This is a genomic window from Parabacteroides acidifaciens (assembly GCF_003363715.1).
GTDB lineage: Bacteria > Bacteroidota > Bacteroidia > Bacteroidales > Tannerellaceae > Parabacteroides > Parabacteroides acidifaciens.
On sequence record NZ_QREV01000001.1, the window covers coordinates 83,137 to 107,724 of the forward strand.

The window sequence follows — 24,588 nt, forward strand, 5'->3', positions numbered from 1 at the left end:
GGCAAAGGTAGCCAATTCTACTAAAAATTGGTCTTTTTACCGGTTTCTCTTTTTAATTGTTCAAAACGCATCATCATCTGCCGCAGGCGGCGCGGTTCTTTTGTTGCCAGATTATTCTGCTGCCCCGGGTCCTCTTTGACGTTATACAATTGGTAGCAATCGCTAAAGCCTGCAAATTCAGCTTCTTCCTTGTCGCCATAATAATCCGGATAAGGCGGGATCATCACCCAATCACCCTGGCGGAAAGCATAATTATAATAACCTTCAATCACCAGTTCCCGGCGTCCCTGATCACTATTGCCCAAAAAGACCGGCAACGTATTCTGGCTATCCGTCTTATCCGGATAAGCCTGTCCCGTGAGTGCTGCCAAAGAGGCCAAAAGATCCATCTGGCAAACCAAAGCATCCGATACGCCCGGTTTAACCACCGCCGGCCAGCGGAGCAGGAAAGGAATACAAGTTCCTCCGTCATACAAACTCGTCTTGCCACCGCGGTAAGGACCGGCAATCTTATGGTTACCGACCAACTCGACCGCTTGATCCTGATAGCCGTCGTCCAGGACAGGACCGTTATCGCTTGAGAAAATAACCAACGTATTTTCCGTCAGTCCGAGCCGGTCCATCTCTTTCAGAAACTCCGTCACACACCAATCCGCTTCCAGAATCACGTCTCCACGCGGTCCCATGCCGGATTTGCCGGCAAACTTCTGATTCGGCACGCGAGGCACATGCGGCTGATGTAATCCGTAATACAGGAAAAACGGCTTGTCCTTATTTTCCTTCATGAAAGTCTTGGCTTTCTCAAGGAACAGTTCTGCCATGTCTTCGTCTTTCCATTGAGCCGCCTTTCCGCCCTTCTGGAAACCGATACGGGGAACGCCGTTCACAATCGCTCCGGCATGCCCTACGCTCGGATGCATACGCAACAGCTCCGGATTATCCTTGCCGGTCGGCTCGCCGGGGAAGTTTTCCCGATAGCTGACATACAAAGGATCGTCCGGCTGCAAACCGACACCTTTGCCGTTTTCAATAAAGATACAGGGAACCCGGTCATTGGTTGCCGCCTGGATAAACGAATAGTCATAACCGATTTCTTTTGCTCCCGGATAGACCGTTTTATTCCAGTCTACCGCTCCGTCGCCCAATCCCAAATGCCATTTGCCGACCGAACCGGTCACATAACCGGCCTGCTTCAGGACTTTCGGCAATGTCACCTGCTGCGTATTGATAATCAATGCTGCATTTCCCGGAAGAATCTTGGCTTCCGTGTTTGTCCAGGGATAAAGACCGGTCAACAGGGAATAGCGGCTCGGCGTAGAAGTCGCCGCCGTACAATAGCCTTGTGTAAAGCGCAGTCCTTCATTGGCGATCCGGTCCATGCCGGGAGTACTGATAGCTGTCGCGCCGTAACAACTGAGGTCTCCATATCCCAAATCGTCGGCAACAATCACGACGATATTCGGCTTCTGCGGCGAAGTCTGTGCCAGAAGCGGTAAAGAGAAAGCACCCATCAAGGGGAGTAAACAGTGTTTCATTTGCTTATTTTGTATTTGAGCGTTAGATTATAACAGTCTTAACTTAAAACATGTAATAATCCGCAAATATAATGATAGTAGTGAAATGCTGTTACACATTTTTCGCTAATATTGCACTTGTACAAATAAAATTATTGATGAAAATGAACAGAATTTGCGAACTTTTCGATATTCAATATCCGGTTATACAGGGTGGAATGGTTTGGTGCAGTGGTTGGAGGCTTGCTTCCGCAGTGAGTAATGCAGGCGGTTTAGGTCTGATCGGCGCTGGTTCCATGCATCCGGACGTGCTGCGTGACCATATCCGCAAATGCCAGGCTGCGACCGACAAGCCTTTCGGGGTAAATGTGCCTTTGATGTATCCGGAAATCGACGCATTAATGAATATATTGGTAGAGGAAAATGTAAAGATTGTTTTCACCTCTGCCGGCAATCCCAAAACATGGACCGGATTTCTGAAGGAACACGGAATGAAAGTCGCCCACGTAGTCAGCAGTTCCAAGTTTGCCGCCAAATGCGAACAGGCCGGTGTCGACGCCATAGTTGCCGAAGGCTTTGAAGCTGGCGGACATAACGGGCGTGAAGAGACAACCACGCTATGCCTGATTCCGGCGGTACGTCGTGCGACCATTCTCCCGCTAATGGCTGCCGGAGGCATCGGAACAGGCGATGCGATGCTGGCAACTTTCGCTTTAGGGGCCGAAGGTGTACAAATCGGAACCCGTTTTGCCCTGACGAAGGAAAGCTCGGCACACGAAAACTTCAAGAACCTCTGTCTGAACCTGAATGAAGGCGACACGAAGCTCCTGTTGAAGAAACTCTCTCCCACCCGTCTGATCAAAGGCGATTTTACGACAGCTGTCGAAGAAGCCGAGGCCCGTGGCGCTTCCGTCGAGGAAATGAAAGAGCTGTTAGGAAAAGGACGTGCTAAAAAAGGTATTTTCGAGGGGAACCTCCAAGAAGGCGAACTCGAAATCGGTCAAGTAGCATCCTTATTCCGGGAATCGCAAACTGTAGCAGAGGTCATGAAAGAGATTTTGGATGATTTTCAAGCAGGAGTGGAAAAATTGAATCATTTTTAATATTATCTTTGCAAGCAAGAATTAAGGGATTCAAACAAATAATTAACGTACTTAAATTAACGCTATGAGTATTATTGTTCTAATACTGATTGTTGAAACAGCACTTTGTATCATACTTCTGTTATCCTGGATCAGAAACAAGAAAAAGCAAGCGGCATATAAAGCCAGAGAAGCCGAAATTACGGACTTTCAGTTATTCTGCCTGAATATATTGGACAATATGCCTTTCCCTGTACTTGTCAAAGATATCAACGATGATTTCAAATATAAGTTTTGGAACAAAGAAGCTGAACTTCAATCCGGCAAAAAGCAAAGTGAAGTATTGGGGCATTCCGATATCGATATCTTTGGTGAAGAGCGTGGTTTGAGATACCGAAAAATAGACGAACAACTGGTAAAAGATAAAAAAGAATATCGCTCGGAAGAAGATTATCTTACTCCTGATGGGGTTTTACACAAAACAATTGTGAGCAAATCGGTTGTATCGCTTGGGAATGACCACTGGCTTCTCATAGCCCGTTGGGACATTACCAAGATAAAAGAATACGAACAAGAATTAATTCAGGCAAAAGAGAAACTGGAAAATGTCATCAAGACACAGGATTTGGTGCTCAACAGCATTAATTTCGGACTTGTTTATGTAGACAAAAACTATGTTGTGCAATGGGAATCAACAGCCAGCCTGAATAATATAGCTAAAGGGCGGAGGTATATAGCGGGAAAAGTGTGTTACGAAACTGTGATGGGTCGTCAGAGTCCTTGCCCCCATTGCGCATTAAGTGATACGGTTGAGAAAGGCAAACCAGTTCGCCACGAGATAACCGAAGGAGATACGACTATCGAGATCAGCGCCATACCGGTCTACTCAAACGACGGAAGCGAAATGTTGGGCGGCTTGATGAAGCTCGAAGATATTTCGGATAAAAAACGGATCGAACATTTGCTCTATGAAGTAAAGAAAGCGGATGAAGCAAACCAACTGAAATCAGCTTTCTTAGCGAATATGAGCCACGAAATCCGTACGCCTTTGAATGCAATTGTCGGCTTTTCCAATCTTCTGGCCGAAACCGACGATCCCGAAGAGAAGAAAGAATTTGTTCATATCATTACATCAAATAACGAGTTATTGCTCCAGCTGATCAATGACATCATCGATATGTCCAAAATAGAAGCAGGAACACTTGATTTTAACTATTCCGACACGGATATTAACCTGTTGATGGAAGACCTTTGCCAGCAAATGCAGCTGAAAAATCAAAGACCGGACAGTGTTAAGATCGAATTTGTACAAAAGCAGCCGGAATGCATTATCCATACGGACCAAAACCGTGTTATGCAGGTAATGATTAACTTTATGACCAATGCCATGAAATTCACAGAACAGGGCAGCATTACCTTCGGCTATGAAAAATCCGAAAAAGACATCTATTTTTTTGTTAAAGATACCGGAATCGGAATCCCTGCCGAAAAGAAAGACAAAGTATTCGAACGCTTTGTCAAGCTGAACACTTTCGTCCAGGGAACAGGGCTTGGGCTTCCTATTTGTGCCATGATCATCGAGAAATTCGGAGGAATAATAGGTGTGGATTCCAAGGAAGGCGAAGGGTCCACTTTCTGGTTCCGGTTGCCAATCTGATTTTGAACTGATTTTTTTTGTACTTTTGCTACGTACAAACTAAAAAAGTCAATGCTTAAACGTCTATTTGTATCTGCAGGAATTCCCTTTTTTGTTCTGTCTTTATCTGTTAAAGCTCAAGAACAAGGTCATGTTATTACGACAGATAGCACAGCCCGGAAAGAAGTTATCACCGTTGACGGTGTGGAACTGAACGAAAGGCAATTAAAACGCTACTACCGTCAATTGCGTAAAGACTCCATTCGTGCACATAAAAATATATGGTGGTCCGTTCTCGGAGGGCCATCTTATACACCGGAAGCTTCATTCGGTGTTGGAGGTGCAGTCTTAGCCAGTTTCCGGATAAACAAACAAGATACTGTTTCACAACGGTCCTTTCTGCCTGCCGGTCTGAATCTGTCGCTGAACGGAACCATTGTTGTTGCCGGTGCAGGAACATTTTTCTTCAATGAAAACCGTTTTCGCATTTACGTAAGTTATGGTTACAGGAATGAGCCTTCGCATTACTATGGCAAAGGATTTGAAAAGGCAGAAAATCTGGAGCGGAGCGATTCGACGACCAAATTCCACCGAAACTATTTCCAACTGTATCCGCGTTTTGTATGGGAAGTACGGCCTCATTTCTATTTAGGCGGCCTGTTCGATCTGAATTATACACGGGCATCGGATATAAATCCGGTAATGGAAGAAGATCCTTATTTCCGGAAATTTAAAAGCAAATATTTCAATGTCGGTATCGGCGGGCTCATCCAATATGATACCCGTGATGATGTTGCAACTCCTACACGAGGGATGTTGTTAGGTACAAACGTCAAATTGTTTGGAAAATATCTCGGAGGTGCTTATAATTATGAAATCATCGAACTCGAATATCGCCAATTCAAGAACGTATTCCGTCCGCGCAGTACACTCGCCTGGATCGCCAAAAGCCAAATCGGCATGGGAGATATTCCTTTTACGGAGTTACCGACATTCGGTTCTCCCTTCGACCTTCGCGGCTATTATATGGGCAAATACCGGGATAAATCGATGGCTTACGGAATTATCGAATATCGCCATATGTTCGGTTCACCGGCAAAATACAAAAGCGGCAACTTCTGGGCGAAATGCGGTTTTGTAGCCTGGGCCGGAACCGGGACGATCGGGGAAACTCCTTTTGACTGGAACAAGTGGAAATTCAATTTCGGTGCCGGACTCCGTTTCCAGATGCAGCCGGGAAAGAATTTCAGGCTGGATATCGGCAAAGAGCCCGGACAACCAGGTATGCAGGTCTATATGAATATGACGGAAGCATTCTGATCAGAACGACAGTCGCATCATAAAACGAACGCCCTTCGTCTGGATACCCGGATTATCACGATAGTTCAGACGCCAGACATAATCCAGACGAAGGAACTTTAAGATGTTTTCCACACCGACACTGGCTTCCATATAAGGCGCTTTTCCCAATGTATAGGTATCGTCGGGAAAGAGATATAAGCCGTCTCCACCATTCATCGGATTATTCTTTTCAGTCAGATGTCCCCACAAGCCGCGGAAACAGAAAACTTCCCTCCATTTCAACTTCTTTATCATCGGTATGCGGTTCAACAGGTTACCATTCATGTAATAAGTTAAATCCCAGGAAGCATATTCATCGTTGATGAACTCCATCGCGTTCATATTCGTATATGACTCCGGCTGGATCGTATAAGAAAGGTTGGCATTCGGCAAGATCAACAATGGATAAGGAACTTTGTTCCAGACTTTTCCCGCTTTGGTTATAATATCGATATAACCGAAAGCCGAGAACCAGAAACGTTTCTGAATGCCGATATCCGTACGCTGGTAATCGTACGACGACCCCAACAGGTTTTTCTTCGCCATCACATGGCTGAAATTGAAGATCAGCGCATCGAAAGTAATCGGGTAACGAAGGTTACGCGTCTGATAGAACTTCTCATCCTTTGCATAACGGAATTTCAGTTCCAACTCCGTCATGTCATAACTCTTAGTAGGTGTTATAATCCCATCCGGACCAATACGGTCGAATACAGCATACTCGGTAGCATATTCACGGCGGTTACGGACAACAGCCCCATAAGCCAAACCATTATAATGCTCATGATAGTAAGTCAACTCGGCTTGCCGCAAATAAGTGGCACGCGTATCTTTCTGACGCTTCCACGCCAGGAACATATTATCTTTGCTGGCATACATATATTGCTGTCCCAACTGGTTGATGTCGTACATGTATTCCAAACGGATCGAGTTCAACGGGAACTCCTTACGGTATTCCTTACGGTCGTTGAACGAATATTCGACAAGAGCGTCATATTTCAGCTTTTCATCTTTTGTCCCATACGCCATATAACCGTCAAAGAACAAGTTTTTGCTGAATGCCGTCGTCGTTGTTCCTCCCACACGAAAGCGGGCTCCTTCGATCGCATTACCACTGATCGCCGTATTCATCGGACCAAATTCGAATTTACTTTTCAACGGGTCCTTATTGGTCGGGATATAACCGGAAACGAGGATCGATACGACCTGTTCCGTTATGTAAAAGATCGGAACGGAGCGGAATTTTGCCATCAGCTTCTCGACGGAATTGGGATTCTTCTTAATCCCCTCTTCCGGACGGTTGCTTATCCAGAATTCATCCGTCTGCCGATACGCTTCTTTCAGCGTAATAACAGGCGCACTCTCCTTAAACACCTGGGCCTGTTCGACATCCGGCTCCTTAAACGACTGGTTGCTGTAAACATTCAGACGCCGCGCATACATGCCTTTGGACTTTTCGCTTAACTTGAAATTGACATTGATATCGTCTTTCGTAATGATACGGGTACTGTCCGGCGTACGTTCGAACGTCTGTTCGATTGTCATTCCGGATACGAAGTTCAAGTTGATATCTTTGGGAACGTTAAGGATCGCTTTCTGCACAAAGAACGTGGAGTCGAGCGTGACAAACAGATGCCCGGTAAAACCGAATGTCTCCGAGTTGAAGGGGACAAACCCCAGATCAACGCAGTTCCGCCCGTTCACCTCCAACGTGTCGAGCAGATAATATTTGTAATAGTTCGGTCCGATTGTAGAAAGCGGGCTTACAAACCGTTGCAGAAACAAAGGTATATCGTTTTTAAAGATATCGACTTCCCGGAAAACCTCGTTCAGGAACTGTTGGATACCGTCGCGGGAGAATATTTCATCCACACCGGATGCTTTGCTGCCTTTGACAACCCGTTTTTCCGACTTCGGCTCTTTGCGATAATAAACCGTTTCGACCTTTTCCCTTTCCGAAACCGGCAGAATAGTCGTGCCGACATCGAGTGTATCGACAAAATCAATCAGGAAATCAAACTTGCCCGGCTTTCCGTCTTTTTTGGGTTTAGGATGGAAATCGTTCATCGCAAAGACCATCTTCTCATACTGATCGTATTGAAAATAGTCATGATTACGAGGGTCATTGCTTTCACGTGAAGCAATCACCTGTTTTACAAAGGTCACAGCCGGATTCTCCTTTTTGCTGTATTTCTCCTTTTTCGGCTTGACAACGACCTCATTCAACGCGATTCCGTTCGGCGCTAATTGTATTTTCAGATTATTGGTCCTGCCCGGAGTGACTCCCACTTCTTTTGTATCATATCCAAGATAAGAAACAACCAAGGTTCTGTTGGCATTCGGAGTAGAGAATGTGAAATTCCCGTCCCCGTCAGTTGCCGTTCCTATCGTCGTTCCTTTGAATATAAGAGATACATAAGGTAATCCTTCTCCAGTAATCGAGTCGGTCACTATTCCTTTTATTATCGTATTCTGTCCATTTGCTATCCATACCACAAATAAGGATGCCAGCAAAAAAACAATCTTTTTCCCCATCACAATTTTCTATCCTTAGATTTCTACTTTATCCCTAATTAAACGCTGCAAAAGTATAACAGTTTATTTTTACAGAGTGTTCCAAAACGTGCACATAATCTTCCAATTGAAAAAAATTCTTTCTACCTTTGCCTGTTGAAAGGGGTGCCATACTGTAAACGGGCTGAGATTATACCCTGTGAACCTGATGCGGGTAATGCCGCCGTAGGAAAAAACAGACAAGGCTTTTCCCTCCTTTTTATATATAAATGAAAACAAACACAATGTTTCGCTATCCGGTAGCACTCACAATTGCCGGTTCAGACAGCGGCGGCGGTGCAGGAATACAGGCGGACCTGAAGACATTTTCAGCATTAGGCGTCTTCGGTGCTTCTGTAATAACATCCATTACCGCCCAGAATACAACGGGTGTAAGGGGGATACAGGCTGTTTCGCCGGAAATAGTGGAAGGACAGATAGATGCCGTATTCGAGGATATAACGGTCGATGCCGTAAAAATCGGGATGTTGCATAACCGGGAAGCTGCCGGGATTGTAGCCTGTGCGATCGACCGTTTTTCGCTTTCAAAAGTAATTCTCGACCCTGTCATGATTTCGACAAGCGGCAGTAAGCTGATGGAAGACGAGACGATCGAAGTCATTGTAAACGAATTGTTCCCTAAGGTCATGTTAGTGACTCCGAATATAGACGAAGCAGCTTTCCTGTCAGGCATGCCGATACGGAATGAAGAAGAGATGGAAAAAGCCGCTCAAGAGCTTTTAGCCCGGGGATGCCGTTCCGTCCTGATGAAAGGCGGCCATCTGGAAGGAAGCGAAAGGGCCGATATCCTGTACATGAAGGATTCAGCCCCTCTCCGATTGGTTGTCCCGGCTGTTCAAACACAAAACACGCATGGCACAGGATGCACACTGTCTTCCGCAATTGCTGCTTACATGGCTTTGGGAAAAGGATTGCCGGATGCCGTAAGCTTGGCAAAAGAGTACGTAACAGCCGCCCTTGAAGCCGGTGCTGACGTGCAGACCGGACACGGGCATGGGCCTATGAACCATCTGTTCGCTCCCGTTCCGCTGATAAAAATAAAAGCATGAAAAAGCTGATTGTAATCACGACACCGGGCTTCTTTCCGGGAGAAAACATCATTCTCACCCGGCTTTTTGAAGAAGGAATGCAATCTCTCCATCTGCGTAAGCCGGAAGGAAAGATAGACGAACTGCGCCGGCTGCTGGATAAGATACCGGCTGCCCACTATCCGAAAATCGTGCTCCACGACTGCTTTTCGCTGGCAACAGATTACGGCTTGGGAGGCGTGCACCTGAACCGGCGCAACAGCCTGGCGCCATCCGGCTTCAAGGGGACGGTCAGCCGTTCCTGCCATTCCATCGAGGAAATCCGACACTACCAGTCGCTCGACTATCTGTTCCTGAGCCCTATCTTCCGGAGCATCTCGAAAGAAGGATACGGAAGTGGTTTTGCAATGGAAACCTTACAACAGGCCTCCGATGCCGGAATCATAAACGAAAAGGTTTTCGCCCTTGGCGGCATAGACCTCGCCACTCTCCCGTTGCTCCGCCCTTTCCGTTTCGGAGGAGCGGCCGTGTTGGGCGCGCTTTGGGGAGAGCGTCCGTCGACAGACAAACAGGATATTATTATCACACAATATAAAAAACTACAAGCATGGAATTAGACAATTATTTAGAGAGCTGCGCCGGCAGAGGCCGGTATGCTTGTTTCACCGGCCAAAACCGACTTATGTTCATCACGCATCGTACAAACAAATATACAGAGCTGGATGAGATCAAGATGGTAATCAAAGGCGGTTGCAACTGGGTTCAGCTCCGCATGAAAGACAATCTGAACCTTGAAGTCGCCAAAGAAGTTTCGCACTTCACCCTGTTCAAAGGCGGTTTAGATTGTGTCTGCTGCCTGGATGACAACCTGGAAATGGCAATCAAAGCCGGTATCCATTGCGTCCATTTAGGGAAAAACGATATGCCGGTATCAGAAGCCTGGCGGATCATCATCGAAAAAGGCTTGGACGACCTTTTCCTTGTCGGCGCAACGGCAAACACCTTCGAGGATATTTTGAAGGCGGACCGGGAAGGCGCTTCTTACATCGGCCTGGGGCCGTACCGTTTTACCGAGACGAAAAAGAACCTGAGCCCCGTGTTAGGATTGGAAGGATATCAAAAAATCATGGAACAATATAGGGAAGCCGGTCTCGAAATTCCTATCTTTGCCATCGGAGGCATTCAGTTTGAAGATATTGCCCCCTTGATGGAAACAGGGATAGAAGGCATCGCCGTCTCCGGAGCGATCATCAATGCCGATGATCCGGTGGAAGAAACACGCCGTTTCATCAGGGAGATCAACAAACACAAGCCGGACCCTTGCAGGAACGATTCAGAAATATAAAAAAACATACAATACAATGGCAAGTAAAAACAGAATACGCATTACCTATCCTTCATCGGAAAAGATCTATGTTCCCGGCAGCATCCACAAGATAAATGTGGGCATGCGCAAGATCAAGATACTGGATACCGTCACGCGTGGTGAAGACGGAGAACTGATCCACAAAAAGAACAATCCCGTAATCGTTTATGACACCAGCGGTCCGTTCTCGGACGCTAAAATCACAGTCAATACGCAGAACGGCATTCCCCGCATCCGCGAATCCTGGTATGCAGGGCGCAAGGATCTGGTACAATTGGAAGAATTGACCTCCGACTACGGCCGCCAGCGTTTGGCAGACCCGTCGCTGGACGCCATCCGTTTCCCGAAACACCATCTGCCTTACCGGGCGAAGCCGGGCAAAAACATCACCCAGATGTATTATGCCAAACGACGCGTGATCACACCCGAAATGGAATACGTGGCAATCCGCGAGAACCAACAAATCGAAGCCCTCGGCCTGAAATCCTATATCACACCGGAATTTGTGCGCAAGGAGATTGCCGCCGGACGCGCCATCATCCCGGCAAACATCAACCACCCGGAAGCCGAACCGATGATCATCGGCCGGAAGTTCCTGGTCAAGATCAACACGAATATCGGAAACTCCGCCCTTTCGTCCGGCATCAACGAAGAGATCGAAAAGGCCGTATGGAGTTGCAAATGGGGAGGCGACACCCTAATGGACCTTTCCACCGGCAACAACATCCACGAGACGCGCGAATGGATCATCCGCAATTGCCCTGTGCCGATGGGAACAGTCCCTATCTACCAGGCTTTGGAGAAAGTGGACGGAAAGATCGAAGACCTGAGTTGGGAGATTTACCGCGACACGCTGATCGAACAGGCCGAACAAGGCGTCGACTACTTCACCATCCACGCCGGCCTGCTGAAGAAACACGTCGAACTGACGCAGACGCGCCTGACCGGTATCGTTTCACGCGGAGGCTCGATCATGGCTAAATGGATGCAGATTCATAATGAAGAGAACTTCCTTTATACCCATTTCGCCGAAATCTGCGAAATACTGAAGATGTATGACATTGCCGTCTCGATCGGCGACGGTCTCCGTCCGGGTTCCATCTATGATGCCAATGATGCCGCCCAGTTTGCCGAACTGCATACGATGGGCGAGTTGACACAGATCGCCTGGGACCAGTTCGTACAGGTCATCATCGAGGGACCGGGCCACGTCCCCATGAACAAGATACAGGAGAATATGAAAGAACAGCAATATGCCTGCCACAACGCTCCGTTCTACACATTAGGCCCGTTGACAACCGATATCGCACCGGGTTACGACCATATCACATCCGCAATCGGAGCCGCCCAGATCGCTTGGCACGGAACGGCAATGATCTGCTACGTCACCCCGAAAGAACATCTCGGGCTGCCGGACAAGGAAGACGTCCGTACAGGTGTTGTCGCCTATAAGATTGCCGCCCATGCCGCCGACCTGGCCAAAGGGCATCCCGGCGCACAAGTGCGTGACAATGCCTTGAGCAAAGCCCGCTTTGAGTTCCGTTGGAAAGACCAGTTCAACCTGTCGCTCGATCCGGAACGCGCCCTGCAATACTACAAGGACAGCGCCGTGACGGATGGCGAATACTGTACGATGTGCGGCCCGAACTTCTGTGCCATGCGCCTAAGTAAGGACTTGCATAAAGAAGATTGCGGGAAGTAGATAGCCCGCCTTTGGATACGGTAAATGATGATTTAACGGGGTGTTTGCTCGTATTTACCGGACGCAGACGGGCGCAGATAACGCAGAGGAACGCAGACTTATTTTCTTTTAAAACAATAAATGATCTGCGTTCCTCTGCGTCGTCTGCGCCCGTCTGCGTCCGGTAATACAAACATAGCAACTTACCGATAAATCATCATTTATTGTTTCAAATCTGGCAAGTTTTGAACCTCCTGCAAACCTGATGAAAATATACAATATCCCCCCTTTCCTGCCGTTTTTCTATTTCATCCGAAATCTTGATCGATTTTGGATTGACTCTTTTCACGTTTTAAACTCCCCTTTCTGACAATAGGAAAAACGAGGTGCGCAGTCCGTTCCGGAAAGCGTACAATTTGATTGCTGAAAATCGGAAACACCGACAATGTGATAATGCTTAACTCCCGGAGAATCGAATATTTGAAAACAAAACGGACGGCGTCCCAAATATTCCAAGGAAATTCAAGTGCTTTTTTGCCCTTAAGACGGTCCTTTTTTCAATTACGACCGTCCAAATCGCCATTACGACCGTGCTAATCTTCGCGAGGTGCCGAGTGCACTACCTATTAGCACGGTCGCGATGGCAAAGAGGACGGTCACAATTGCTGGAAACGCTCAAAAAAGAGGAAAAAGTCCCTTTTTAAGGCCCAAAAAGCGGATTAACATTTGTTTGGTTTCGGATGTCTTCTGGGCTTGAAAAATGCGTTTTTTACAATAAGCCTCCCTGCCGTAGACTCTCTTTTGGGGGATGTGTCAAAACTGCCCTGTTCCCGCGCTTGACGCGGGATCGCATTAAAACCGACCGTATAAACAACTGATTGATAAGGCCTGTTCTTTTGCGGCCCCGCGTCAAGCGCGGGGACAAGGGACTTTTGACATATCTCTAAGCCCTAAAACCGTTTGTTAAAACGAAACGGCAAAAGAGAGCCTGCGGCAGAGGGGTTATTGTAAAAAACGCATTTTTTGAGCTCGAAAGGTCCCCTAATTCAAACAAATGTCAACCTACTTTTCAGCTGCCAAAAAGGGGCTTTTTCCTATGATCCGGCACCTTATCGCCATAAAGAGGGACTTTATCGCTCTGATCCGGAACTTTATTGCCCCGAAGTCAGACTTCATATAGCACGAAGTCAACCTTCAAAGCGATGAAGCGTTACTTCAAGGGAATTTTCTGCGCACCTCACGGCAACAAGCCCCCAAAATTTCCTTGGGATATTTGGAACGCCGTCCGCATTTGTTCGCAAATATTCGATTCTCCGGGAGTTAAGGTTTATCACTTTGCCGGCATTTCTGTCTTTTGGTAATCAAATTGTACGCTTTTTGGTATGGGCTCGGCACCTCATTTTCTCTGTTGTCACCCGAGTAGGTTAAAACCATGAAAAAAAGTCAATCCAAAATCGATCAAGATTTCGGACGAAATAGAAAAACGGCTGAAAAGGGGGGTTATTGTTTAATATAATATTTATATCTTCGCAAAAAAAGCATCATTATGGATAAGATCAAAACAGGTTTGGCAGCCTTCGGTATGTCCGGGCAGATATTTCATGCTCCGTTTATCAGTACGAACCCGGCTTTCTGCCTGACGGCAATCACAGAGCGCAGTAAGGAACTCTCGAAAGAGCGCTACCCGTCGGCACGCATCGTGCGCAGCTTTGACGAATTGATTGCGATGGACGAACTGGAACTGATTGTCGTCAACACACCGGACAGCACGCATTATGACTATGCCCGCCGTGCGCTGGAAGCCGGAAAGAACGTGATTGTGGAAAAGCCTTTCACGGCGACGGTCCGACAGGGGGAAGAACTCATTGCGCTTGCCCGCTCCAAAGGGTTGGCCCTAAGTGTGTATCAAAACAGGCGCTGGGATTCGGATTTCCTGACGGTCAAAGAGATTTTAGACAAAGGGGTGTTGGGACGCCTCGTCGAGTTCGAATCAACCTTTCCGCGCTATCGTAACTTTATCAAGCCCGGAACGTGGAAAGAGACCGGCGAGATGGGCGGCGGCTTGACCTATAACCTCGGGGCGCATGTCATCGACCAGGCTGTCCAGTTGTTCGGCGTGCCGGAAGCTATTTTTGCAGACATAGATATTATCCGTACCGGAGGACTGGTGGACGATTACTTTGTGATACACCTGCTTCGCCCCTCCAAAGCGCCGCATGTGAAGGTGACACTGAAATCGAGTTACCTGATGTGTGAACCGGAACCCCGTTTTGTGCTGCACGGCACGGAAGGTTCGTTTGTCAAATACGGTCTGGACCGGCAGGAAGCCGATCTGAACGAAGGCCTGATGCCCGGCACTGCTAATTGGGGAGTGGAAGACGAAAGCATCTGGGGCCTCCTTCATACGGAAAAAGACGGTAACATCGTCCGCCACAAATATCCCAGTCTTGCCGGAAACTACGCCGGCTTCTACGACAACATCCACCGCCACCTCCGCCTCTCCGAACCGCTCCAGACGGACGCCGCCGGCGTATTGCCCGTCATCCGCCTGATCGAAGCGGCTTGGGAAAGTAGCAAAGAGGGAAAAGTGGTCAAATTTGGAAAATAAGAGAAGCTTAAGAAATAGTCCGGTTTTATACGGACTATTTCATTTGATATACTTATATTTGCAACTGTATCAACATATAATATAACTACAATATGACAACTATGGAATTAAATGCAATGAAGCAGCTCTTGATCGAGGATATTCTGGATATAGATAATCCGGAGCTGATCCCTTATCTGAGAAGGGCTTTAGATAAGTTTATAGATATGTCCGCCCTTCCGTTGAAACGTCCCTGCGTATATACACATGAAGAACAGATGGAAATTTTAAGGCAATCACTGATAGATATCGATGAAGGAAAATGCCTGTCAACTGAAGAACTGGAAGAAGAAATGAAAACCTGGTAAAACTGCAAAGACATGACAAGACTAAAACCTTACTGGACTGATCAAGCGATCAGACAAATGAAAGAGATTCACGACTTTTACAAAGCTTTCGGGAAAAAAACGCTTCGGAAACGCGTCTATCCCATAAAAAAGCAAGTGGAACGTTTGACACATTTGCCTTATTTAGGGAAAGCCGAAACGGATTATCAAGGAATGGAGTCTTTTCGTTCCCTGATCGAAGGAGATTACAAGATTGTCTATCTCATCAAAGGAGAGTTCATCTACATTGTAGCCATTTTCGATTGTCGGCAAAATCCATCCAACCTATATAAGATGTTGAAGTTATAAGTATATTTCAAGACTATTTTATCCCTCTATACAATTTTTTATCGTAAATTTGCCAACGGTCCCATTAAAAGAAAAGGGATTCATTGCAATAACCAATTTTACATGTAATGAAAAGAGACAATATCATTTTCGACATCATTGAGAAGGAACATCAGCGCCAGGCTAAAGGCATAGAACTGATTGCTTCCGAAAACTTTGTAAGCGACCAGGTGATGCAAGCCATGGGTAGCTGCCTGACCAACAAATACGCCGAAGGGTATCCCGGCAAGCGCTATTATGGAGGTTGCGAAGTAGTAGACCAGAGCGAAACCATCGCTATCGAACGGTTGAAACAGATTTTCAATGCAGAATGGGCGAACGTACAGCCTCATTCAGGTGCACAAGCGAATGCAGCCGTATTTCTGGCAGTGTTGAACCCGGGCGATACATTCCTCGGTTTGAACCTGGCACACGGCGGCCACCTTTCTCACGGTTCTCCAGTAAACAGTTCGGGTATCTTATACCATGCGACAGAATATAACGTAAAAGAAGAAACCGGCCGTGTCGACTACGACCAGATGGAAGAAGTCGCCTTGCGTGAAAAACCGAAATTGATCGTCGGTGGCGGTTCCGCTTATTCCCGCGAATGGGACTACAAGCGCATGCGTGAAATCGCTGACAAGGTTGGCGCTCTGTTGATGATCGACATGGCTCACCCTGCAGGTCTGATTGCTGCCGGTTTGCTGAACAATCCGTTGGAATATGCCCACATCGTAACTTCTACGACACACAAAACATTGCGTGGTCCGCGCGGAGGTATCATCCTGTTAGGTAAAGACTTCGAAAACCCCTGGGGTAAGAAGACTCCGAAGGGCGAGATCAAGAAGATGTCCCAGTTGCTGGATTCAGCCGTATTCCCGGGTATTCAGGGAGGTCCGCTGGAACATGTGATCGCTGCAAAAGCTGTCGCTTTCGGCGAAGCGTTGGAACCGGAATACAAGACCTACCAGGCACAGGTGAAGGCAAATGCTGCCGCTATGGCAAAAGCATTTATCGATAAAGGTTACAAGATCATCTCCGATGGTACGGATAACCATAGCATGCTGATCGACCTGCGCAAGAAGTTCCCCGATCTGACAGGTAAAGTCGCTGAAAAAGCATTGGTCGCTGCCGATATCACGGTGAACAAGAACATGGTTCCGTTCGACAGCCGTTCGGCTTTCCAGACTTCCGGTATCCGTGTCGGAACTCCGGCTATCACCACTCGCGGCGCTAAAGAACCGTTGATGGCTGAAATCGTAGAAATGATCGACACTGTACTGGCCTCGCCCGAATGCGACAAGACTATCACTGCTGTTCGCGAAAAAGTAAACGGCATTATGAAGGAATATCCTATCTTCGCTTGGTAAAATTAATACAGAGAGGGTGTGGCAAAACCCCTTGTCCCCGCGCTTGACGCGGGGCCGCAAAAGGACAGGCTTTATCAATAAGCGATTTATATCGTTCAGTTCTAATGCGATCCCGCGTCAAGCGCGGGAACAAGTAGTTTTGTCACATACTTCTTTCATTCATACAAAAAACACCAAAAAACATGATGAAACTCATTTCGATGTGTGCCGGCGCAGCACTTTGTATTCTTGCGTCGTGCAGCGAAGGGCCTACAAAGCAGATGTCTTACAACCAGGGCATCAATGTAATCCCGACTCCTGTAAGCCTCGTCCAGAACGAGGGCAGTTTTAAACTAAACAAGAACACCGCTTTCTCCGCTTCCACACCGGAAGCTAAAACAGTTGCCGAATATTTCGCAGCCCAGATGAATCTGGCTACCGGCTATCAGATAACTGTCAGCGACAAAGCCGCTTCAAACGGCATCGCACTGACGATCGACGAAACACTGGATGTAAACGATGAAGGCTATACGCTGGACGTTACACCGAACGGCGTTACTGTCAAAGCAAAGAATCCGCAGGGCTTATTCTACGGTATGCAGACATTCATGCAACTGCTTCCGGCCGAGATCGAAAGCCAGGCTGTTGTTAACGGCATTGCCTGGACGGCTCCCTGCGTGACTGTGAAAGACGAACCGCGTTTCGGATATCGCGGCATCATGCTCGACCCTTGCCGCCATTTCATTCCGGTAGAGAATGTAAAAAAACATCTCGACGTGTTAGCTTTGTTCAAGATCAACCGTATGCACTGGCACCTGACAGACGACCAGGGCTGGCGTATCGAGATCAAGAAATACCCGAAGCTGACGGAAATCGGCTCCAAACGTATCGACGGTGAAGGTACCGAATACGGAGGTTTCTATACACAGGACCAGATTAAGGAAATCGTTAAATATGCCGCCGACCGCTTTATCACGATCGTGCCGGAAATCGAACTTCCGGGACATGAACTGGCTGCCATCGCCGCCTATCCCGAACTTTCCTGCAAGGGCGAGCCGACCACTCCGCGTATTATCTGGGGTGTGGAAGACATCGTCATGTGTGCCGGAAAAGAAGAACCGTTCGAGTTCATGCAGGGCGTATTCGATGAAGTCGCTCCTCTTTTCCCCGGCGAATATATCCATATCGGAGGTGACGAATGTCCGAAAATCAGCTGGAAAAACTGTCCGCTTTGCCAGAAACGTATCCGCGAAGAAGGTTTGAAAGCAGACAAGGAACACTCCGCCGAAGAAAAGCTGCAGAGCTATTTCGTTCAGCGTATGGAAAAATACCTGGCTGAAAAGCATGGAAAGAAGATCATCGGCTGGGATGAAATCCTGGAAGGCGGCCTTGCTCCTACTGCAACCGTCATGTCATGGCGTGGTGAAGAAGGCGGTATCGCCGCTGCCAATCTGGGACACGAAGCGATCATGACTCCGAGCAGCAACGGTATGTATATCGACCAGTTCCAGGGCGATCCCAAGATCGAACCGGTTTCTATCGGCGGTTACGACCCGTTGGAAAGAGTATATGCCTACAACCCGACGCCGGACACATTGGTGGCTGCCGGAAAAGATCATTTCATCAAAGGCGTACAGAGCAATTTGTGGTCTGAATATATGTATAACACGGATCTTCTGGAATACCGCGCTTACCCGCGTGTCCTGGCTGTTGCCGAAATAGGTTGGACACCGCTGGCACGCAAGGACTATAAGGATTTCGAACGTCGCCTGGACAATGCACTGGTTCGTTTGGATGCGTTAAATATCAACTACCATATCCCGCAACCCGAACAGCCGAACGGTTCCTGCAACTTCGTGGCTTTCACAGACAAGGCTTCCCTGGAATTTAAAACAAGCCGCCCGATCAAGGTGGTTTATACGATCGACGGAACAGAACCGACTCCCGAATCGACGGTTTACACCGCTCCTATCGAGTTTACGGAATCCGGCGTGCTGAAGATCCGCTCCGTATTGCCTTCCGGCAAGATGAGCAAGACACGTACGATCACAGTTGAAAAGCAGGCGTTGGCACCGGCCAAGGAAGTAGCCAAAACAACTCCGGGCCTGGAAATGCAGGTGACGGACGGAATGTACCTGAACACCTCCAAATTGGTTGACGCAAAGGAATGGAAGAAATCCGTGATCAAAGATTTGCGTGAAATCACCAGCGTTGTCAAGACAAGCGAATCGATGCGCGGCGTTAAGCAATATGCGGCCATCGCAACCGGCTATGTAAACATTCCGGAAGACGGCGTTTACTATATTTCTTCCGATAACGAAGAAGTCTGGATCGACGGCAAATTGTTAGTGAACAACGGCGGCGAAGTAAAACGTTTCTCCCGCCACGACAGTTCTGCAGCGTTGTCAAAAGGTTTGCACGAAATCAAGGTTGTATTCTTAGGACATATCATCGGCGGCTGGCCTTCCAATTGGAATGACGGCAGTGTGAAGCTGCGCAAAGCCGACACCGACAAGTTCGTTAAGATCACTCCCGAGATGTTGGTTCATTAATCAACGTTATACAAAACTGAAAAGGCTGTCTCGCAAAAGGCAGCCTTTTCTTGTTTTATCCGATAAGTACCGGACGAGAAACGGATAGGCATCGGATAACAATTGGATGGGCAACCGTTTCCGCTCCGATGCCTATCCAAATATCAATCGACTTTGAGCTTCATAATCGTAATCGAGTTCGGAGGGAAATTATATACTTTGGGGCCACTCATAGAGAAAGTAATCTCTTTCGTTTCCGGCACGATTGCATCCGGTTTGCCGAAAGTATTGCGCGCATCGGGATCACCTGTCAGCTGGATGATTTCCGCCGTATTTTTGACATTGAGACCTTGCAGGTCGAGCTCTGTCCTTTCTTCATGCTGAGTCGTGTTGACCACTTTCAGGATAACCGTATTGTTTTCCTTATCCAGCGTAGCGGTTGAAACCAACGACGGAATGGAAGGGATGATAACATCATGGACCAATGTATCATCGACGAAGCAACTGATATGCTCATCCTTGCAGCTTATCCTTACATTATACCAGCGATTGCTCTGGAACGGATAGGATACGGGAGCGCATAACGTATCCCTCACTCCACCGGCCTGGCGGTAAAGCTCGGCAAAGCCCCCTCCGATTGTCATCCCGATATAGTCGTTCTGTTCGCCGGGCAACCCGTTGTCACGCACACGGAACTGGATCTGCCCGCTCCCTTTCGTCCTTCTGATATCGGCGGAAAAGGTATAATCATAAGCGGTGGAATCACCCAACAAGAGGTAATTCCAGCGGTTCGGTACGGGGATCAAGGTTCCCTGGTCTACTTTCCAGCTTCCCGTCATAACCGTTCCTTCCGTAACCGGCGAATTATTTATTTTCACTTCCTTAAAGTCATAACTATTGTCGAACATCTCGATGCCGGCACGCCCGAACGTAACCTGCGGTTTCTGATACGTTCGCACCTCCGTCTTCAAGACTTCGTCACCCCTGTTGTTGCCGAACATTTGCAGCAGGTGGTAAGAGGGAGAAACGGCAATCTGCCCGCCGTCAAAGGAAATAGCCGGATAGCGTTCCATCTTGTATTTTGTGTTTCCGACGATCGGGGCATAAGCCAAACGCCTTACGATATCCTGTCCGTTCTCCACGCCGACAAGGAAACAGGCCTCTGCGATAGCTGCCCGCAAGCTTCCGGGCTGTGTTCCGCCGGATAACCCGAACTCGCCGATAAACACAGGTGGCATACGACGCGAATACCGTCCGGCTGTATATCTGTTGTAATTGGAGATCAGGAAAGATTCACTCGCGTAAAGATGCGTGTCCGACCATTCGTTCCGGTTCTTTCCTTTTATGTAGGAACTGCTTACCACCGTAACATCCGGATAAACTTCATTGATCGCCTTCTTAAACAGGGCGAAACGTTTCGTGTACTCCTGCCCGTAGTTCTCGCTCCCTATCTCTACATACTTCAGTCCGAAGGGTTCCGGATGTCCATGCTTTGCACGCAATGCACCCATGATGGAATCGGCAGGCTCGTTGGCATAGGCAATAGCATCCAAAGCATCCTGTACCAATTTGTCCATCGCCGTAATATCTTCGTAACGCGGACGGCGGCTCTGGCTGGTCACACCGCTGTTAATGACATAGACGGGCTCGGCGTTCAGGTCCTCGCACATCTGCAGGTATTCATGATAGCCGACTCCGTTTGTCGTGCCATACGCCCAGACATTCCAGAAATGCTTACGTTCGGCAATATCGCCTATCGTTTCACGCCAGACGGGATAGGTTCCGGCCGTGTATCCTTCCACAAAGCTGCCTCCCGGAAAACGGATAAACTTAGGTTGCAAAGCGGCAATTAACTCCATCAGCTCCGGCCGTAATCCGTTCGGCCGCTCCTTCCAAGTCTTTTGCGGAAAGAGGGATACGACATCCAGCCAGAAGACAGCCGAACTGTCTGTCGTGACGGTTAACACCGCTTTACCGGTAGTCGATGTCGCCGTAAAAGTATGTTTATATTTCTTCCACTCATAAGCCGGAGCAACACGGAATACTTCACTGAAAGCCGTATTTCCCGTTGAATCGGCCAATGTAAAGCTTACGGTTTTCGGAACCATAGAGGCGCCTTTTATATAGAAAGACAAATCATATTTCTCGCCTTCACGGATAGGAATCCCCTGATATCCATCCGCTATTACGCCGCCTTTCCCGATTTCGGCCGATGCGGAAACAGAGACCAACAGGGAACGGCGGTTTTTGTCATTAATCAGCTCTTTCGTGTCCGGGTACATATAGGAAGTAGGAGAAAAACGGCGCCATCCGGGAACCGAATCAGGACGCAAAAAAGGGATAGTCCAACCATTTGGCGTCGTCAGAACACGGCGGACAGGATCAAAGGGGCAGTTCAAAGGCGGCACTCCGTCCTCAAAACTCCGGTTCTGTATAAGTTCGGCATAAATGCCGCCATCCACCGCATGATTAATCTCTTCTATTGTCAAGCCATACAGTTCTTTATTCACCGGGACCGTCAATCCTTCCCCATCCACCAGGATAGAAGATGTGACAGGCATTTCCGGCTGGCAGCTTACCAGTAAAAGCGCTAAAAGAAGTGAATTCGATTTCATGGTGCAAACTTAAAGAATAATTTCTATAAAAAGCCACTGACTAAAGAAGGTTATTTCGGACAAATGATTATATTTGTAAAATAAATACATAAATAAAACCCAAGAACGACAGCCTTATGAATAAATCTATCCTTTTAGTAGATGATAAACCGGAAATTGCGAAAATTATAACACTTTATTTATCCGGATACAATGTAAAGTATGTGGAGAATCCGATTATTGCTCTTAATTGGCTGAAGGAGGGAAACATGCCGGATGCCATTATTTCGGATCTTATGATGCCGGAAATGAACGGGGAAGAATTTGTTACAGCTTTAAAAGAGAACGAAAATCTTTCACATATTCCGATACTCATTCTGACGAGTGTTGAAAGCGACTCCGACAGGACACGGCTCTTTGAAAAGGGCGCTAACGATTTTATTCTTAAGCCATTTAACCCCGAAGAACTAAAAACGAGGATAAAAGTTTTATTGAAATAATATTTATTTTCAGAGAAAAAAGCAATTATATCAGCAGAATTAAATACATTTGTATCATTGATAGTATTTGAATATCAAGAAAAGTGCAGAATCAAATGGAAAACTTAGCATCACAATATACTGTATTAGTAGTAGATGACGTACCTACTAACGTAATGCTTGTTCAAGCGATATTGAAAAAAGAAGGCTACACACTACTGACAACAGACAGTGGAGCAAAAGCATTGCGTATCGCCCAGGAAAAGCATCCCAATCTTATTTTGCTTGATATCATGATGCCGGAAATGGATGGTTATGAAGTGTTGCAACACCTGAAGAGCAATCCTGAAACCAATAATATCCCCGTAATCATCATGTCTGCTTTGAGTGACATGCAGAGTATTGTAAAAGGCTATCAGCTGGGGGCTACGGAATATGTAACGAAGCCGTTCCAACGGGAAGAGTTGGTGAAACGTGTCGCCCACCGTTACGAACTGTTCAGCATCAAACGTATCAAACAGGAGCTTGAAAACACAATCGAATCACGCGATACGCTCTATTCAGTCATTGCGCATGACTTGCGCTCTCCGCTTGGCTCCCTTAAAATGATGAATAACGCCATCCTGATGATGGTCGATAAGAGTCAGGTCAGCGACGAAGTGTATGAGATGCTCCAGATGATGAACAAGACATCGGAAGAAATATTCCAGTTGCTCGACAACTTGCTGAAGTGGGCCAAAAACCGGCTGAACAAACAAAGCATTTACAAGCAACAAGTAGACATTAACAGTATTGTAAGCAGTACTGCCGATATATTTATCCCGATGGCTGCCCAGAAAGGCATATCTATCGTTATTGACGGTTTGGACAAAGAGCTGATGGGATCGGTGGACATCGACATGGTAAAGACTATTGTCCGCAATTTAGTATCAAATGCAGTTAAGTTCAGCTACGAAAAGGGAACGATTACGATATCGACCAAGACGGATGGCAACTTTGTCATTGTCAGTGTCAAGGATTCCGGCAAGGGGATCAAAGCCGAGGACCAGGGTAAACTGCTCAAACAAAATACGCATTTTACCTCTTACGGAACGAATAATGAAAAAGGCTCCGGCTTAGGCTTGATGCTCTGTAAGGACTTTGTGGAACAAATGGGCGGTAAACTGTGGTTTGACTCGGAAGAAGGAAAGGGCACTACGTTCCATTTCTCTCTAAACGCACTGAATCAGGAATAAGAACAAAAGATATATAAATGAAAAAAGCTGCACCTTTCGGGATGCAGCTTTTTTCATTTATTATCTGTAGTATATTATCCGGCAATTGCCTTCCGGTTTCCTTTCTGCGGATACTTTTTGAATAAGCTCCACCACTTCAGCTTTAACACGCCGAACAGGGCTTCTCCGAAAATAGAAGAATTCATCTTTGACGTTCCCAATATCCGGTTGATGAAGATGATAGGGACCTCTACGATCTTAAAGCCACATTTATACGCCGTAAACTTCATTTCTATCTGAAAGGCGTAACCCTTGAAGTGGATATGGTCCAGATCGATCGTCTCGAGCACTTCCCGGCGGTAACACTTGAAACCGGCTGTCGTATCCTGCACCTTCATACCTGTTACAAAGCGGACATATACGGAAGCATAGTAAGACATCAGCACACGTCCCAGCGGCCAGTTCACGACATTCACGCCATTGCAGTAACGGGAGCCGACTGCCACATCGCCACCCTGTTCCGTACAGGCTGCATATAGTTTGGGAAGATCGTTCGGATTATGACTGAAGTCTGCATCCATTTCGAATACAAAATCGTACTTGTGTTCTATCGCCCACTTGAATCCGCAGATATAAGCCGTACCCAATCCCAATTTGCCTTTACGTTCCACCATGAAAAGGCTTTCGGGAAACTCTTTTTGCAATCGTTTTACAATATCCGCCGTACCATCGGGCGATCCGTCATCTATAATCAAAATATGAAATTCTTTCTCCAACCCAAATACAGCCCGAATAATATTTTCGATATTCTCCTTCTCGTTGTAAGTGGGAATAATAACAATACTGTCTGACATAATCCTTCTAATTTGTAGGGCGAAGGTACATATTTTAATTGATTT

18 protein-coding genes and 1 riboswitch are annotated in these 24,588 nt (G+C 47.1%); of the genes, 14 read left to right on the forward strand and 4 right to left on the reverse strand.

Translation table 11 applies throughout. The features are described 5' to 3' along the window. Positions 1-20 precede the first annotated feature (20 nt). A complete protein-coding gene (locus tag DWU89_RS00330) occupies positions 21-1,511 on the reverse strand; it encodes a sulfatase family protein (RefSeq protein WP_392391916.1) in 1,491 nt (496 codons plus the stop codon). Between the two features lie 167 nt (positions 1,512-1,678). Here DWU89_RS00330 and DWU89_RS00335 point away from each other — a divergent pair, with 167 nt between their 5' ends. The 3 genes from DWU89_RS00335 (at position 1,679) to DWU89_RS00345 (ending at position 5,552) form a co-directional block, all read left to right on the forward strand. Further along, the gene (locus tag DWU89_RS00335; protein ID WP_115497806.1) at positions 1,679-2,617 is read left to right on the forward strand and encodes an NAD(P)H-dependent flavin oxidoreductase; all 939 of its coding nucleotides are present in this window, start codon (positions 1,679-1,681) and stop codon (positions 2,615-2,617) included. Positions 2,618-2,681: 64 nt separating this feature from the next. Continuing rightward, positions 2,682-4,253 (forward strand): PAS domain-containing sensor histidine kinase, encoded by a 1,572-nt coding sequence (locus DWU89_RS00340; RefSeq protein ID WP_222940330.1) that lies wholly within the window; start codon positions 2,682-2,684, stop codon positions 4,251-4,253. 51 nt (positions 4,254-4,304) lie between these two features. After that, positions 4,305-5,552 carry a BamA/TamA family outer membrane protein gene (locus tag DWU89_RS00345; RefSeq protein ID WP_115497710.1) on the forward strand — a complete coding sequence of 416 codons (1,248 nt, stop codon included), beginning with the start codon at positions 4,305-4,307 and terminating at the stop codon, positions 5,550-5,552. Here the strand turns inward: DWU89_RS00345 and DWU89_RS00350 are convergent, their stop codons facing one another. Then, a complete protein-coding gene (locus DWU89_RS00350) occupies positions 5,553-8,108 on the reverse strand; it encodes a DUF5686 and carboxypeptidase-like regulatory domain-containing protein (protein ID WP_115497711.1) in 2,556 nt (851 codons plus the stop codon). A 130-nt stretch (positions 8,109-8,238) separates the two neighbouring features. Next, positions 8,239-8,338, forward strand: a riboswitch (TPP riboswitch). 18 nt (positions 8,339-8,356) lie between these two features. On the opposite strand from DWU89_RS00350, the gene thiD reads away from it, so the two are divergent. The 9 genes from thiD to DWU89_RS00395 all read left to right on the forward strand — a co-directional run bounded on the left by thiD (position 8,357) and on the right by DWU89_RS00395 (position 19,423). Then, positions 8,357-9,196 (forward strand): bifunctional hydroxymethylpyrimidine kinase/phosphomethylpyrimidine kinase, encoded by an 840-nt coding sequence (gene thiD / locus DWU89_RS00355; RefSeq protein ID WP_115497712.1) that lies wholly within the window; start codon positions 8,357-8,359, stop codon positions 9,194-9,196. Beyond that, positions 9,193-9,792 carry a thiamine phosphate synthase gene (locus DWU89_RS00360; protein WP_115497713.1) on the forward strand — a complete coding sequence of 200 codons (600 nt, stop codon included), beginning with the start codon at positions 9,193-9,195 and terminating at the stop codon, positions 9,790-9,792. The genes thiD and DWU89_RS00360 overlap by 4 nt, the downstream gene beginning before the upstream one ends. After that, a complete protein-coding gene (locus DWU89_RS00365; RefSeq protein ID WP_115497714.1) occupies positions 9,783-10,520 on the forward strand; it encodes a thiamine phosphate synthase in 738 nt (245 codons plus the stop codon). The genes DWU89_RS00360 and DWU89_RS00365 overlap by 10 nt, the downstream gene beginning before the upstream one ends. A 16-nt stretch (positions 10,521-10,536) precedes the next feature. Beyond that, positions 10,537-12,243, forward strand: coding sequence for a phosphomethylpyrimidine synthase ThiC (gene thiC / locus DWU89_RS00370; protein WP_115497715.1), 1,707 nt, complete (start codon positions 10,537-10,539; stop codon positions 12,241-12,243). Between the two features lie 1,525 nt (positions 12,244-13,768). Then, positions 13,769-14,830 (forward strand): Gfo/Idh/MocA family oxidoreductase, encoded by a 1,062-nt coding sequence (locus DWU89_RS00375; protein WP_115497716.1) that lies wholly within the window; start codon positions 13,769-13,771, stop codon positions 14,828-14,830. A gap of 92 nt (positions 14,831-14,922) precedes the next feature. Beyond that, complete coding sequence (locus DWU89_RS00380) at positions 14,923-15,177, forward strand: hypothetical protein (protein ID WP_115497717.1); 255 nt, start codon at positions 14,923-14,925, stop codon at positions 15,175-15,177. Between the two features lie 12 nt (positions 15,178-15,189). After that, positions 15,190-15,504: a type II toxin-antitoxin system RelE/ParE family toxin gene (locus DWU89_RS00385; RefSeq protein WP_115497718.1), complete on the forward strand. Its 315-nt coding sequence runs from the start codon at positions 15,190-15,192 to the stop codon at positions 15,502-15,504. Between the two features lie 107 nt (positions 15,505-15,611). Beyond that, a complete protein-coding gene (gene glyA / locus DWU89_RS00390) occupies positions 15,612-16,892 on the forward strand; it encodes a serine hydroxymethyltransferase (protein WP_115497719.1) in 1,281 nt (426 codons plus the stop codon). A 182-nt stretch (positions 16,893-17,074) separates the two neighbouring features. After that, complete coding sequence (locus DWU89_RS00395) at positions 17,075-19,423, forward strand: family 20 glycosylhydrolase (RefSeq protein ID WP_115497720.1); 2,349 nt, start codon at positions 17,075-17,077, stop codon at positions 19,421-19,423. A gap of 143 nt (positions 19,424-19,566) precedes the next feature. Here the strand turns inward: DWU89_RS00395 and DWU89_RS00400 are convergent, their stop codons facing one another. Further along, entirely contained in the window at positions 19,567-22,017 is a 2,451-nt protein-coding gene (locus tag DWU89_RS00400) for an alpha-L-arabinofuranosidase C-terminal domain-containing protein (RefSeq protein WP_115497721.1), read from the reverse strand. A gap of 116 nt (positions 22,018-22,133) precedes the next feature. Here DWU89_RS00400 and DWU89_RS00405 point away from each other — a divergent pair, with 116 nt between their 5' ends. Together DWU89_RS00405 and DWU89_RS00410 are read left to right on the forward strand one after the other, a co-directional pair. Continuing rightward, on the forward strand, positions 22,134-22,496 hold the full coding sequence (locus tag DWU89_RS00405; protein ID WP_115497722.1) for a response regulator: 363 nt from the start codon (positions 22,134-22,136) through the stop codon (positions 22,494-22,496). A gap of 95 nt (positions 22,497-22,591) precedes the next feature. Further along, on the forward strand, positions 22,592-23,710 hold the full coding sequence (locus tag DWU89_RS00410) for a hybrid sensor histidine kinase/response regulator (protein WP_115497723.1): 1,119 nt from the start codon (positions 22,592-22,594) through the stop codon (positions 23,708-23,710). 74 nt (positions 23,711-23,784) lie between these two features. On the opposite strand, the gene DWU89_RS00415 is transcribed toward DWU89_RS00410, so the two are convergent. Then, positions 23,785-24,543 carry a polyprenol monophosphomannose synthase gene (locus DWU89_RS00415; RefSeq protein WP_115497724.1) on the reverse strand — a complete coding sequence of 253 codons (759 nt, stop codon included), beginning with the start codon at positions 24,541-24,543 and terminating at the stop codon, positions 23,785-23,787. Positions 24,544-24,588 lie beyond the last annotated feature (45 nt).